General features: G+C 64.2%; 12 protein-coding genes. 9 read left to right on the top strand and 3 right to left on the bottom strand.

From position 1 onward, the window contains the following. Positions 1 to 128: 128 nt before the first annotated feature. The gene (locus tag SE91_RS07735) at positions 129 to 1,076 is read left to right on the top strand and encodes an AAA family ATPase (RefSeq protein ID WP_061847153.1); all 948 of its coding nucleotides are present in this window, start codon (positions 129 to 131) and stop codon (positions 1,074 to 1,076) included. Positions 1,077 to 1,081: 5 nt separating this feature from the next. Beyond that, on the top strand, positions 1,082 to 2,467 hold the full coding sequence (locus tag SE91_RS07730; RefSeq protein ID WP_061851035.1) for a vWA domain-containing protein: 1,386 nt from the start codon (positions 1,082 to 1,084) through the stop codon (positions 2,465 to 2,467). Positions 2,468 to 2,492: 25 nt separating this feature from the next. Here the strand turns inward: SE91_RS07730 and SE91_RS07725 are convergent, their stop codons facing one another. Then, a complete protein-coding gene (locus SE91_RS07725; RefSeq protein ID WP_060736656.1) occupies positions 2,493 to 2,675 on the bottom strand; it encodes a hypothetical protein in 183 nt (60 codons plus the stop codon). Between the two features lie 346 nt (positions 2,676 to 3,021). On the opposite strand from SE91_RS07725, the gene SE91_RS07720 reads away from it, so the two are divergent. Together SE91_RS07720 and SE91_RS07715 are read left to right on the top strand one after the other, a co-directional pair. Further along, positions 3,022 to 3,243, top strand: a complete 222-nt coding sequence (locus SE91_RS07720; RefSeq protein ID WP_061847152.1) for a hypothetical protein — start codon at positions 3,022 to 3,024, stop codon at positions 3,241 to 3,243. Between the two features lie 122 nt (positions 3,244 to 3,365). Continuing rightward, positions 3,366 to 4,379: a formamidase gene (locus SE91_RS07715; protein ID WP_061847151.1), complete on the top strand. Its 1,014-nt coding sequence runs from the start codon at positions 3,366 to 3,368 to the stop codon at positions 4,377 to 4,379. A 33-nt stretch (positions 4,380 to 4,412) separates the two neighbouring features. Here the strand turns inward: SE91_RS07715 and SE91_RS07710 are convergent, their stop codons facing one another. Together SE91_RS07710 and SE91_RS07705 are read right to left on the bottom strand one after the other, a co-directional pair. Then, positions 4,413 to 5,786 (bottom strand): hypothetical protein, encoded by a 1,374-nt coding sequence (locus SE91_RS07710; RefSeq protein WP_061847150.1) that lies wholly within the window; start codon positions 5,784 to 5,786, stop codon positions 4,413 to 4,415. A 93-nt stretch (positions 5,787 to 5,879) separates the two neighbouring features. Further along, positions 5,880 to 7,154 (bottom strand): allantoate amidohydrolase, encoded by a 1,275-nt coding sequence (locus SE91_RS07705; protein WP_061847149.1) that lies wholly within the window; start codon positions 7,152 to 7,154, stop codon positions 5,880 to 5,882. A gap of 399 nt (positions 7,155 to 7,553) precedes the next feature. Here SE91_RS07705 and SE91_RS07700 point away from each other — a divergent pair, with 399 nt between their 5' ends. The 5 genes from SE91_RS07700 to SE91_RS07680 are packed head-to-tail and all read left to right on the top strand — an operon-like array spanning position 7,554 to position 12,925. Further along, complete coding sequence (locus SE91_RS07700) at positions 7,554 to 8,666, top strand: BMP family ABC transporter substrate-binding protein (RefSeq protein ID WP_061847148.1); 1,113 nt, start codon at positions 7,554 to 7,556, stop codon at positions 8,664 to 8,666. Beyond that, entirely contained in the window at positions 8,663 to 9,775 is a 1,113-nt protein-coding gene (locus SE91_RS07695) for an ABC transporter permease (RefSeq protein ID WP_061847147.1), read from the top strand. Before SE91_RS07700 ends, SE91_RS07695 begins: the two co-directional genes overlap by 4 nt. Then, on the top strand, positions 9,775 to 10,701 hold the full coding sequence (locus tag SE91_RS07690; RefSeq protein WP_061847146.1) for an ABC transporter permease: 927 nt from the start codon (positions 9,775 to 9,777) through the stop codon (positions 10,699 to 10,701). The genes SE91_RS07695 and SE91_RS07690 overlap by 1 nt, the downstream gene beginning before the upstream one ends. Positions 10,702 to 10,712: 11 nt before the next feature. Next, complete coding sequence (biuH, locus tag SE91_RS07685) at positions 10,713 to 11,396, top strand: biuret amidohydrolase (RefSeq protein ID WP_061847145.1); 684 nt, start codon at positions 10,713 to 10,715, stop codon at positions 11,394 to 11,396. Beyond that, positions 11,393 to 12,925 (top strand): ABC transporter ATP-binding protein, encoded by a 1,533-nt coding sequence (locus SE91_RS07680; RefSeq protein ID WP_082813685.1) that lies wholly within the window; start codon positions 11,393 to 11,395, stop codon positions 12,923 to 12,925. Before biuH ends, SE91_RS07680 begins: the two co-directional genes overlap by 4 nt. Position 12,926: the final 1 nt, after the last annotated feature.

Raw genomic sequence — 12,926 nt, 5'->3', positions numbered from 1 at the left:
GCATAACTATTTGCGTTGAGCGGAAAAATCGCCTTCACGCGGGTCTGATGTCTCCCAAACGAGGCTTGTTCTTTGCCCAGAACGCAGGCAGAACAAGCCTCAAGCAAGACCTTTGGGAGCGCCATTTCGTGGCTGATCAGAAGGCCTCGACGTCGATCGAGGCAGTGGAGAGCGGCCTCGCCGCGCAAGGCTATATCGCGAGCCGGCAGATCGCGACCGCCGTCTACCTGTCGCAACAGATCGAGAAGCCGATCCTGGTCGAGGGCCCCGCCGGCGTCGGCAAGACCGAGCTCGCCAAGGCGATCGCCGCCTGGCGCGGCATGAAGATGATCCGTCTGCAATGCTACGAGGGTCTCGACGAGGCCAAGGCGCTGTATGAGTGGAGATACGCCAAGCAGCTTCTCTATACGCAGATCCTGAAGGACAAGCTCGGTGAAGTGCTCGGCGGCGCGCAGACGCTGCACGCCGCGCTCGACCAGCTGCATGATTTCGGCGACGTGTTCTTCTCCAAGGAATTCGTCGAGCCCCGCCCTCTGCTCCAGGCGCTGGAGCAGCCGGGCGGCTGCGTGCTCCTGATTGACGAGATCGACAAGTCGGATGCGGAATTCGAATCGCTGCTCTTGGAAATCCTGTCCGATTTCCAGGTCACGATCCCCGAACTCGGCACCGTCTCGGCGATCACGCCGCCGACCGTCATCCTCACCTCCAACAGCGAGCGCGATCTCGGCGACGCCTTGAAGCGGCGCTGCCTGCATCTCCACATCGGCTTTCCCGAGCAGAGGCTGGAGGAACGCATCGTCGAGAGCCGCGTGCCCGGCATCTCGCAGACACTGCGCCGGCAGATGGTCGGCTTCATCCACGAGGTTCGCTCGCTCGACCTGAAGAAGCTGCCCTCGGTCAGCGAGACCATCGATTGGGCGCGCGTGCTCGTGCTGCTTCAGGCCACCGAGCTCGACACCGACATCGTCAAGGACACGCTCAACGTACTCCTGAAGTACGAAGCCGATATCGAGGCAGCATCGCCGCAGGTCACGAGCTTCATTGCCAAGGCGGCACGGTCCAACGTCTTCGGTTGACGCCGATGCGCGAGAATCTACATCGTTTCTTTCGGGCGGCGCGCGGCGCCGGCGTTCACGTCTCGCCCGCCGAGAGCATCGATGCGATGCGCGCGGTCAAGCAGGTCGGCTTCTCCGACCGCGCCATCCTGCGCGATGCGCTGCTGCTGACGCTCGCCAAGTCGCAGGACGAGAAGCTCGCACTCGGCGACTGTTTCGATCTCTTCTTCAGCCAGCCGGAACCGCGGCAGGATCAGCCCGAAACGGAGAACGACGCCCCTTCGGACGAGGCCTCACGAGACGGAGAACAGTCCTCCGCCGGCGCGACAAACGATGCCGGCGACGGTCAGCCTTCCCAGGAATTGGGCCCGCTGGCGCAGATGCTGCTGTCGCAGGATCGCAATGCGATCGCAGCAGCGATTGCCAGTGCCTCGGGCGCTGCCTCGCTCTCCGATATCCGCTACTCCACCCAGCGCGGCATCTTCTCTAGCCGCATCCTCGACGCCATGGGCCTTCAGCGCCTGCGGGATGATCTCGAGGAGTTAACCGCGACCAACCCGTCGCTGGCCGAGCGTCTGCGCGCCGCGCTCGATGCCCTGCGCGAAGCCGTGCGTGACACGGTCTCCCAGGGACTTGCCCTCTACGCTCGGGAGCAGGCCGAGAACCTCCGCAACGACATCTTGCGCAACGCGCCGCTGGCGCGCATCGAGCGCCGTCAGGTCGCCGAGATGCGCGCCCTGATCCGCCAGATCGCTCGGCGGCTGCGCGAGCGCTACTCAAAGCCCCGCAAGCGCCAGCGCCGTGGCCACCTCGACGTTCGCCGGACGCTCCGCCGCAACGCAGCCTGGGGCGGCGTTCCGTTCCTCACCGCGTGGAAGCGCAAGCATCGCGACCGGCCCAGGATCGTCGCGCTTTGCGACGTCTCCGGCTCGGTCGCCCAGGTCGCCGACTTCTTCCTGCTGCTGATCCACTCGCTCCACGAGGTGGTCGACGACGTCCGCTCGTTCGCCTTCTCCTCGCATCTGATCGAGGTCAGCGAGATCCTGGAGAAGAATTCCCCGGAAGAAGCGATGGCCGAGATCATGTCCAAGGTAGGCTTCGGCTCCTCCGACTATGGCTCCTCGCTCGTCGATTTCGAGAAGGAGTTCATGAGCACGCTGACGCCGCAGACGACGGTGATCGTGCTCGGCGACGCCCGCAGCAACAATCTAGACCCCCGCGCCGACATCCTGCGCCGCATCTCCGAGCGTTCGAAGCGGCTGGTCTGGCTCAATCCCGAAGGACGGCTCGCCTGGGGCTTTGGCGATTCCGAGATGCCGCGCTACGCGACCTTCTGCAGCGTCGTACGCCAATGTGCCACCGCGCAGCAGCTCGAGCGCGCAGTGTCCGATATCGTGGCCACCTATCAGTGATCGGCAATCACGCCCGGCCCTGAAGTCAGCTGGCGGTCAACTCGGCCTGGGCGAGATTGCACTCCCGAAAGTGATAAGCAATCTCGTCGAGCGCGCGCTGCTCCCATTCCTGGGCTTGCGCGAGCCAGAAGACCCGCCGCTCAAAATCGCGCGCTGCGCGCTCGCGGCACAGGAATTCCTGACTGCGAATTTCCACCAGCCTGTTCATGCACTCCACTCCTGCCTGTGAAGCCATTGCCGCGAGTAAACCTACAGACTTCCGAATGCTCCGTCTCATCATTTCTGTGCATATTGCGACGCAGAATGGGACAACAGCACTTTCCGTGCAGCGCAACAATCCGCATCGCGAGACATGCCTAAATCATCAATATGTGATCGAGGTCTGGACGGTATTGCAGTCGAGCGATCTTAACTCTTGTGGCGCAATGAAGTGCGGCAAATTGTGAAGAGGAGTTCTAAACAGCCGACCGAATTCCCGACTCATTGTCGTCGCACGGTGTTCACGCAGCGTCGCTAACAGAGGCGCGCGAACGGTAATAATCGTTTGAGGCAACATGAGCAACGACGTCGACTTCGATCTTTCGCCGGATCAATGGGAAGCACTGCGTAAACTTCGCAATCCGGCATCGAACGGTCGCCCCTCGAAGACCCACCTCATCGAAAGCCTCGTCACGCTCGGCCTCGTCGTCGTCAATGACGGCTTGCCGGAGATGACACCGACCGGACGCAGAGCGCTCGTGCGCGGCTCAAGCCGGTTGCTCGATCTCGTGGCGTGACGAATCCGCCCCTGCGTAGCGCGTCGGCACGATCGCCTGAAAAATCATCTTTTGCTCTCTGCCGAAATCGGATTTGCTTTCCGTAAGAATACGACACGCAGGATGCGGCAAGGGAGCTGGTCATGAACGGGCTTGGTGGATTGAACAAATCGCCCGAGGGCGTCGTCATCGGGCTCGTGCAGCTGCAACTGCCGAACGTCGTGACCCCTGCCGATCTGGCAAGGCAGACCGAGCGCATCGTCTGGATGGTCGGCAAGGCCCGCCGCAATCTTTCCACCATGGATCTGGTGGTATTCCCCGAATATTCGCTGCACGGCCTCTCGATGGATACCAATCCCGAGATCATGTGCCGGCTCGATGGGCCCGAGGTCGCGGCCTTCAAGAAGGCCTGCATCGACAATCGGATTTGGGGCTGCTTCTCCATCATGGAGTTCAACCCGCAGGGCAATCCCTATAATTCCGGCCTGATCATCGACGAGCACGGCGAGATCAAGCTCTACTACCGGAAGCTTCATCCCTGGATCCCGGTCGAGCCGTGGGAGCCCGGAGACATCGGCATCCCCGTGATCGAAGGGCCGCGAGGCGCGAAGATCGCGCTGATCATCTGCCATGATGGCATGTTCCCGGAGATGGCGCGGGAATGCGCCTACAAGGGCGCGGAGATCATGATCCGCACCGCGGGCTACACCGCACCGATTCGCGAAACCTGGCGCTTTACCAATCAGGCCAATTCGTTCCAGAACCTGATGGTCACCGCCAACGTCTGCATGTGCGGCTCGGACGGCTCGTTCGATTCCATGGGCGAAGGCATGATCGTCAATTTCGACGGCCGCGTGCTGGCGCACGGCACGACCGGCCGCGCCGATGAGATCATCACGGCCGAGGTAAGACCCGATCTCGTGCGCGAGGCCCGCATCAATTGGGGCGTGGAGAACAACATCTACCAGCTCTGGCATCGCGGCTATGTCGCGGTGAAGGGCGGCGCAATGGACTGCCCCTATACCTTCATGCAGGACATGGTCGCGGGCACTTATCGCCTGCCATGGGAAGACCAGATCAAGGTCACCGACGGCACCTCCTGCGGCTTCCCGGCCCCGACGCGGATGTTCGGCAAGACGGCGAAGGCAGCGGAATAGATCCTCTCTGGTCGGGACAAGCCTCGTCGGCTGTCAGTCATTCCATCGAAGTAGCGGCGCTCCATACGCCCTCCTCCAGACGGACAGGAAGCGCGGAAACCAGGAGTGCGCCACTGCGCCCTTGTACGCCCAGGTGCGGTATTTCAGGCCCTGTTCGGAGATCAATTCCTGATATCCGCCGTGCACCTCGGTCGCGGTGCGAATGTCCTTCAATATGCTTTGAGCGCAAGCGCGGTAGGTGTCGCTCCCCGAGGCTTCGTCGTAGTCCAGCATGCGATCCGCGAACTCGACGTTGAACGTCGGCCAGGAGGAGCGCCCCTGGTAGGCGGGCGCAGCGATCTTGTGGATCATCTTGGTCCGCGGATTATCCGCCGATACCAGGAAATGGAACGTGCTCGGGATCCGAAACCGCGGTTCGGCGATGACCAGATTCGTGGTCGCCGCAAACAGCGCCCGTTCGCTGACATCGCTCATATCCCATAAGCCGCGATGCACGCCGACGAAGTCCAGCGCAACCGAGGACGCTGGCGTGCCCGCCCGACCATCCAGGGAATGCCTTATGTAGCCGTTCTTGCCGAACAGGCGGAGCAGGTCCCGCTTGTATTGCGCGAGTTCGCGCCCGAGCAGCCGCTTCAGCTCGATCTCCCCGATGATACCGAGCTGCACGCCCCAGACGAACGTCGTGTAGACGCAGGCATTGGTGACGAAACGCCGGCGCTCGGCCCGGGTGTCCGTTGCCGCAGAGCGAGGGCCACGAGGGTCGCACAGCAGATATCTGGTGCCGCCGTCGTCGAACGGCTCCAGCTCGCTCGCGAGCTGGAGGATCGCGCGCTTCAGGTCATCGCCGTATTCGGCCAGCAGCAGGCGACCGGCGTGCGCGCATTGCGACATTGCCAGATAGGACGACGCCCGCTCCTCAGCAGAGATCATCTGCCGGAGACCGGCGAGGATGCCGAGCAGCGTGTCCGAAGGCCGCGAGAAATAGTTCACGCCGAGATACCGGCCGCGCCCCGCCGGCACGATGGTCGTGGTGACGACGTTGGCACGGACCGCCTCCAGCAGCAGGCGCACGCTCTTCTCGAGCAGCCGCACGCGCCGCACCGCGTCCTGCGAGTCCATGATGGTCTCGGGATCGAGCACGTCGGGATAGAACCAGGCGAAGTCGCGCGGATAATAGGCCGAGGCGTGGGGCGCGCCGGTGACGAGGAATGCCTCTGTCACCGAGAAGGCGCTATCCATCGAGTGCCGGTAGAGATCCGCGATAGCCGACAGCGAATGAGGCGACCTTCTCAGGAATCGATCGCCGAGGAAATTGACCGCCTGAAGCGCGTTGGCGACGAAGGTCGCAGTCACGCCCTGATAAAACCGGTTTCCGCGATGTGACGGCAAGGAAATATCGCTGTTCATGTACGCCTGATCGTGATCCCCGGCGATCGCCGGTCACCGTCACAAGTGTGACTGATTCGTGTCTCGCCCCGATGACAAGCGGATTCCAGGGTGTCAGTTCGAGCCAGCGCCGGTTTCCCGCGACTTGAAATTCTCGACCACCCGCAGCAGCACCCGCGCGCCCGCATCGGCATCGGCGAGCTCGACATGCTCATCGGGATGATGGCTGATACCGCCGCGGCAGCGGACGAAGATCATGCCGACATCGGCGACGTCGATCATCGCCATGCCATCGTGCCCGGCCCCGCTCGGCAGCTCGAATGCAGCGAAGCCTTCCGCGACGATCGCCTGCGCGATCTGTTCCTTCAGCCAGGGGGCGCAAGGCGCGGTGCGATTTTCGTGGGTGACATCAAGCTGGAGTTTCAGTTCCCGGCGCCCGGCGATCGCCTCGATCTGACGGACGATTTCCGTGACCGCGCGCTTGCGATGCATGTCGGTCGGCGCGCGCATATCGATGGTGAACGACACCTCGCCCGGAATGACGTTGGTCGCGCCTGGCGTGGCGTGGATGTATCCGACGGTGCCGACCAGTCCGTTCGCGTCGGTCCGACAAAATTGTTCGATCGCGCCGATGCACTCGGCAGCACCGGTGAGCGCGTCGTGGCGAAGTGACATCGGCACCGTGCCGGCATGCCCGGCCATGCCGGTCAGCCGCGCGGCAAGCCGCGTCGCGCCGGCGATCGCGGTGACCACGCCGACCGGCAGGTTCTGCGCTTCCAGCACCGGCCCCTGCTCGATGTGCAGCTCGAGATAGGCGAGCAGCTCGCGCCGCGACCGCGCAGCCGCACCGATATGATCGGGGTCAAGACCGAACGCAATGAGCGCATCACGCATCGACACGCCGTCGCGGTCGCGCGTGTTCAGAACGCTCTCGTCAAATGCGCCGGCCACCGCACGGCTGCCGAGAAGCGTCGAGGCGAAACGCACCCCTTCTTCATCGGCAAAGCCGACGACCTCGATCGCGAACGGCAAGCGCTTGCCGCGGCGGTTGAGGTCCGCGACGCAGGCGATCGCCGTGATCACGCCGAGCGGCCCGTCCCATTTGCCGGCATCGCGCACAGTGTCGTAATGCGAGCCGAGCATCAGGCAGGGCGCACCTGGCCGCTCGCCTTCATAGCGGCCGCAGACATTGCCGATCGCATCCAGACGCGCACTCATGCCGGCCTCGCGCATCCAGCGCAGAATGAGGTCCGCAGCCTCGCGCAGCTCCTTACTGAGATAGACGCGGGTGAGCTTGCCCGCCTCCTCCGAGATCGCGCTGAGCTCGTCGATGCGGCTCACGATCTGTTCGCCGAGCGATGTCGTCTGAGCGGCGTTACCAGCATCCATCTCGGCGGGCTTCCCATCTCGCGGGACAACGGCGGTCCCGATGACAGTAGGTACAAGTTCAGTGCCGGCGAAGATCGCATCCGGCGCCGTTTCGATCCACGCGTCGTTAGCATGAATGAGGGCGAGCGGCCGACAGTCCCAACCCGCGTGCACACACGCGAAACAGTTAAAAGTGCTCAACTCCATTGCATACAATTGGGAATTACTGCCCATAAATTAATCCGCCAGCTTCCTGATGAGGATTCGAGCAACTGTTCAAATCCAAATGTTATCAATGACTTAAATTCGAGCCGCTCTCCGCGGCCTGTGGCACGAAGCTTGCGACACTTCCCCCTAGGCTCCGCCAGACCGGCGGTAGCCGCGAGATCAAGGCGGGCATCCGCCCAAGGGGAGCAAGCAATGGATTTTGGCAGGATTTCACGACGTCATGTGTTGCAAGGCGGTGCGGCCCTGACCCTCGGCGCTGCCGCCGGCATCCGCCCGGCCTTCGCGGCCGAGACGACCATCGGCTTCATCTATGTCGGCTCGCGCGACGACTACGGCTACAACCAGGCCCATGCGCAGGGCGCCGCCGCCCTGAAAAAGATTCCCGGGCTCAAGGTCGTCGAGGAAGAGAAGGTCCCGGAGACCGACGCGGTCGAGAAGACGATCGAGTCCATGATCAATCTCGACGGCGCCACCCTGCTCTTCCCGACCTCGTTCGGCTACTACAATCCGCATGTGACCAAGATGGCCGCCAAATACCCGAAGCTGCGCTTCGAGCACTGCGGAGGCCTCTGGAGCGACAAGGATCCGAAGAACGCCGGCAGCTATTTCGGCTACATCGACGAAGCTCAATACATCTCCGGCATCGTCGCCGGCTATACCTCGAAGAGCGGCAAGCTCGGCTTCGTTGCGGCAAAGCCGATCCCGCAGGTGCTGCGCAACATCAACGCCTTCACCCTCGGCGCCAGGCTCGCCAATCCCAAGGCCACGACGCAGGTCATCTTCACGGGTGACTGGTCGATGCCGGTCAAGGAGGCCGAGGCCACCAACAGCCTGATCGACCAGGGCGTCGACGTGCTCACCTGCCATGTCGACGGTCCCAAGACCATGGTCGAGAACGCCGCGCGCCGCGGCGCCTTCGTCTGCGGCTACCACACCAACCAGTCGCCGCTCGCGCCGAAGGCCTATCTCACGGGCGCGGAGTGGAATTGGGAAGCGCTCTATCCGAAATTCGTGAAGATGATCGCCGGCGGCGAGAGCATTCCGAACTTCTACCGCGGCGGCCTCAAGGAGGAGATCGTCAAGACCTCGCCATATGGTGAAGCTGTTTCCGCCGAAGCGCGCAAGCACGCCGACGAGGTCAAGGCCAAATTCCTCTCGGCCGAAGGCTACGCCATCTTCAAGGGCGGGCTGGTCGACAACAAGGGCAAGACGGTGATCCCCGCCGGCACCGATCGAGGCCAGAAGGATCCCGAGCTGGAAAAGATGGACTACCTCGTCGAAGGCGTGCTCGGAGCGACTTCGTGACGAGCGAAGCTGCGGATTCCCCTGGTGCGACCGGGACGATTGCCCCGGCCGCCGATCCCGGCTTTCTCCAGCGCCACGGCGCAACGATCGAGTACATCCTCATCCCGGGCGCGGCGCTCGTCGGCGCGCTCGTGGTCTTCGGCATCTTCGTCGCGATGTCCGGCAAGAATCCGCTCGATCTCTACTTCTACATGTATTACGGCGCGTTCGGCACCTGGTTCTCCTGGCAGAACACGCTCACGCGTGCTGCTCCCCTGATCCTGACAGCACTCTGCACCGCGCTGCCCGCGCAACTCGGCATGGTCATCATCGGCGGCGAAGGCGCGCTGCTGATCGGCGCGCTGTCGGCGACCAGCGCGGCGCTCGCGCTTCAGGGCATGCCGCCGCTCGTCGTGCAGATCGCCATGGTCTGCGCCGGCGTGGCCGGTGGCGGCTTATGGATCATGCTATCGGGCGGCCTGCGACAGTATCGCGGCGTCAACGAAACGATTTCGAGCCTGCTGCTCGTCTACATCGCGCTCGCGATCCTCAATCATCTCGTCGAAGGCGCGATGCGCGATCCCGCCAGCCTCAACAAGCCGTCGACGCGCGAGATCGGCGCCGCCAACATGATCGGCACCATTCCCGGCACCGACGTGCATTGGGGCCTGGTGTTCGGGCTGGTCGCCGCCATCGCCGCCTATGTCCTGATCTATCACACCGTGTTCGGCTTCGCCGCGCGCGTCGCCGGCGGCAACATCCGCGCCGCGAAGATCGTCGGCCTCGGCGTCAACAAGCTGATCCTGACCATTTGCTTCCTGGCGGGCGGCGCCGCCGGCCTTGCCGGCATGATCGAAGTTGCCGCCGTACAGGGACGCACCAACGCCAATCTCGCGGCGGGTTACGGCTTCACCGGCATCCTCGTCGCCTTCCTCGCCCGGCAGAATCCGCTTGCGATCGTTCCCGTCGCGATCCTGCTCGGCGGCATCAGCGCCAGCGGCGGCCTGCTGCAACGCCGCCTGGGGCTGCCCGATGCTTCCGTGCTGGTGCTCCAGGGCATCATCTTCGTCTTCGTGCTGGCCAGCGACGCGCTCTACGGCCGCATCGGTTTCCTGAAGGGAAAATCCTGATGGCAGACGGATCGATCGGACTCTGGACTGTCCCGCTCGCCGTACTCGGCGGTGCCATTCGCGTCTCGACGCCATTCCTGTTCGTCAGCCTGGGAGAATGCATCACCGAGCGTTCCGGCCGCATCAATCTCGGCCTCGAAGGCACGCTGGTGATGGGCGCGATGAGCGCCTACGGCATCTCGTATCTCTCGGGATCACCGTGGCTAGGCGTGCTCGCCGCCGGCATCACCGGTGCGCTTCTGGGCGCGCTGCACGCCGGCATTTGCTCGCTGCCGCGCGTCAACGACGTCGCGGTCGGCATCGCCTTGATGCTGTTCGGCACCGGCCTTGCATTCTATCTCGGCAAGCCGCTGATCGAACCCACCGCGGCGCGCCTGCCCGCGATCGATTTCGGCTGGTGGAGCGACGTTCCGCAGGTGCGCGCCGCACTGCGCATCAACGTCCTGTTCCTGATCGGCGTCGCGCTCGCGCCGATTCTCTACTGGGCCTTCCGCACGACGCGCTGGGGCCTCCTGATCCGCACGGCCGGCGAGAGCGCGGATGCCGCACGCGCGATGGGCCATTCGGTGCTGCTGATCCGGCTCCGCGCCACCATGGTCGGCGGCTTCCTCGCCGGCATCGGCGGCTCGTTCCTGTCGCTGTTCTACCCCGGCAGTTGGAACGAGGGCCTCTCCTCGGGCCAGGGCATCACCGCGGTCGCGCTCGTGATCTTCGCGCGCTGGGATCCTCTGCTGTGCCTGTGGGCCTCGCTCGCCTTCGGCGGCGCCGCGGCGCTGGGGCCGGCGCTGCAATCGGTTGGCATCACCTCCGGCTATCACCTCTTCAACGCCGCGCCCTACATCCTGACGCTGACGATCATGATTATCACCTGCTCGCCGAAACGCACGCTGACCGGAGCCCCGGCGGAATTGTCGATCACACGCTAGAGAGCAACATCATGCCCGAGCGCTACATCAAGTCCGAGCCCTATGCCTGGCCCTATAACGGCGATCTTCGTCCCGAGAACACCGCGCTCGTCATCATCGACATGCAGACCGATTTCTGCGGCGTCGGCGGCTATGTCGACAAGATGGGCTACGACCTCTCGCTGACGCGGGCGCCGATCGAGCCGATCAGGAAGCTGCTCGCCGCGATGCGCAAGCAGGGCTTCCACATCATCCACACCCGCGAAGGCCACCGCCCCGATCTCTCCGATCTTCCCGCCAACAAGCGCTGGCGTTCGCGTCAGATCGGCGCCGGCATTGGCGATCCCGGCCCTTGTGGCCGCATCCTGGTGCGCGGTGAGCCCGGCTGGGATATCATCCCCGAGCTTGCCCCGCTGCCGGGCGAGACGATCATCGACAAGCCCGGCAAGGGTTCGTTCTGCGCCACTGACCTCGAGCTGATCCTGCGGGTGCGCGGCATCGACAACATCGTCCTCACCGGGATCACCACCGACGTCTGCGTTCACACCACCATGCGCGAGGCCAACGACCGCGGCTTCGAATGCGTGCTGCTGCACGATTGCTGCGGCGCGACCGACAAGAGCAACCACGACCACGCGCTCAAGATGATCAAGATGCAGGGTGGCGTGTTCGGCGCGGTCTCGACCTCCGACGCCGTCATCGGAGCGATTTCGTGATCATCGGCGAAACACCGCCGCCGTCCGGCGCCTTCGGCGTCGACGCCATCGCCATGACGATGCGCTTCGGCGATTTCCTGGCGCTCGACAATGTCGAGCTGAAGGTGCGGCCGGGCTCGTTCCACGCGCTGCTCGGCGAGAACGGTGCCGGCAAGTCGACCCTCGTCAAATGCATCATGGGATATTATCACGCAACCGAGGGCGACGTCCTGGTGGGCGGCCGCGAGCAGGCGATCGCCAATCCCAAGGACGCCCATGCGCTCGGCCTCGGCATGGTCTACCAGCACTTCACCCTGGTGCCGGCAATGACGGTTGCCGAAAACCTCGTGCTGGCGCGCGACGACGTGCCCGCGGTGGTGAACTGGCCGAAGGAAATGAAGGAGCTCGAGGCGTTCCTCGCACGGATGCCCTTCAAGGTGCCGCTGAGCGCGAAGGTCTCCGACATCTCCGCCGGCGAACGGCAGAAGTGCGAAATCCTCAAGCAGCTCTATCTGAAGCGCCGCTTCCTGATCCTGGATGAGCCGACCTCGGTGCTGACTCCGGCGGAAGCCGACGAGGTGCTCGGCATGCTCCGCGACATGGTCGTCAAAGGCGAACTGACGATCCTGATGATCACGCACAAGTTCCGCGAGGTCATGGCCTTCGCCGACGACGTCACCATTCTGCGCCGCGGCAAGCTCGCCGGGCGCGGCAAGGTCGCCGAGCTCACCCCGGATGCGATGGCACGCATCATGATCGGTGCCGAGGAGCTGACGGTGCAGCCGCCACGCACCGGCAAGCCCGGCCAAGCCAGGCTCGAACTGCAAAAGCTCCACGCGTTCGATGATGCCGGTGCCATCGCCGTCCATGACGTTTCGCTCACGGTGCGCGCCGGCGAGATCGTCGGTATCGCCGGCGTCTCCGGCAACGGCCAGCGCCAGCTGGTCGAGGTGCTGGCCGGCCAGCGCGAGGCCGAAAGCGGCGAGGTCCGTGTGGCCGGCGATCCCTACGGCGCCCGCCGCGAGGAGATGCGGCGCCACAAGATGTCGCTGCTGCCCGAGGAGCCCTTGAAGAACGCCTGCGTCGGCGGCATGAGCGTTGCCTACAACATCGCCTTTCGGGAATTCGACCGCGCGCCCTTCGCCCGTGGCGGCTGGTGGCTCAATCGCGGCGCCTTCCGCGACGATGCCAGGGCAAAGATCGCCCAGTACAAGATCAAGACCCGCACGCCTGATACCCCGATCTCGGCGCTGTCGGGCGGCAACGTCCAGCGCGCCGTGCTGGCCCGCGAGCTCGCGGGTGACGTCGAGGTGCTGATCGCGGCCAATCCCTGTTTCGGCCTCGACTTCGCGGCGGTCGCGCAGATCCACGCCGAGATCATGGCCGCGCGCAACCGCGGCGCGGCGGTGCTGCTGGTCAGCGAGGATCTCGACGAATTGCTCGAACTCTCCGACCGGCTGGTGGTGATGTTCCACGGCAAATTCGTGTATGAAGCACGGACCAGCGAGGCCGATCTCACCGTGGTCGGCCGGCACATGGCGGGACACTGAT

Origin of the sequence: Bradyrhizobium sp. DOA1, from assembly GCF_001593325.1 — a bacterium.
Classification (GTDB): Bacteria; Pseudomonadota; Alphaproteobacteria; order Rhizobiales; family Xanthobacteraceae; genus Bradyrhizobium.
Note: the sequence above shows the minus strand (reverse complement) of the source record. Positions and strands in the feature narration are given on the sequence as shown.

What these genes read in the sequence shown, in the direction of transcription:
- biuH (WP_061847145.1), top strand. Translation starts at nt 10,713, where the DNA reads ATGCCCGAGCGCTACATCAAGTCCGAGCCCTATGCCTGGCCCTATAAC.
- SE91_RS07690 (WP_061847146.1), top strand. Translation starts at nt 9,775, where the DNA reads ATGGCAGACGGATCGATCGGACTCTGGACTGTCCCGCTCGCCGTACTC.
- SE91_RS07715 (WP_061847151.1), top strand. Translation starts at nt 3,366, where the DNA reads ATGAACGGGCTTGGTGGATTGAACAAATCGCCCGAGGGCGTCGTCATC.
- SE91_RS07700 (WP_061847148.1), top strand. Translation starts at nt 7,554, where the DNA reads ATGGATTTTGGCAGGATTTCACGACGTCATGTGTTGCAAGGCGGTGCG.
- SE91_RS07710 (WP_061847150.1), bottom strand. Translation starts at nt 5,786, where the DNA reads ATGAACAGCGATATTTCCTTGCCGTCACATCGCGGAAACCGGTTTTAT.
- SE91_RS07730 (WP_061851035.1), top strand. Translation starts at nt 1,082, where the DNA reads ATGCGCGAGAATCTACATCGTTTCTTTCGGGCGGCGCGCGGCGCCGGC.
- SE91_RS07720 (WP_061847152.1), top strand. Translation starts at nt 3,022, where the DNA reads ATGAGCAACGACGTCGACTTCGATCTTTCGCCGGATCAATGGGAAGCA.
- SE91_RS07705 (WP_061847149.1), bottom strand. Translation starts at nt 7,154, where the DNA reads ATGGATGCTGGTAACGCCGCTCAGACGACATCGCTCGGCGAACAGATC.
- SE91_RS07725 (WP_060736656.1), bottom strand. Translation starts at nt 2,675, where the DNA reads ATGAACAGGCTGGTGGAAATTCGCAGTCAGGAATTCCTGTGCCGCGAG.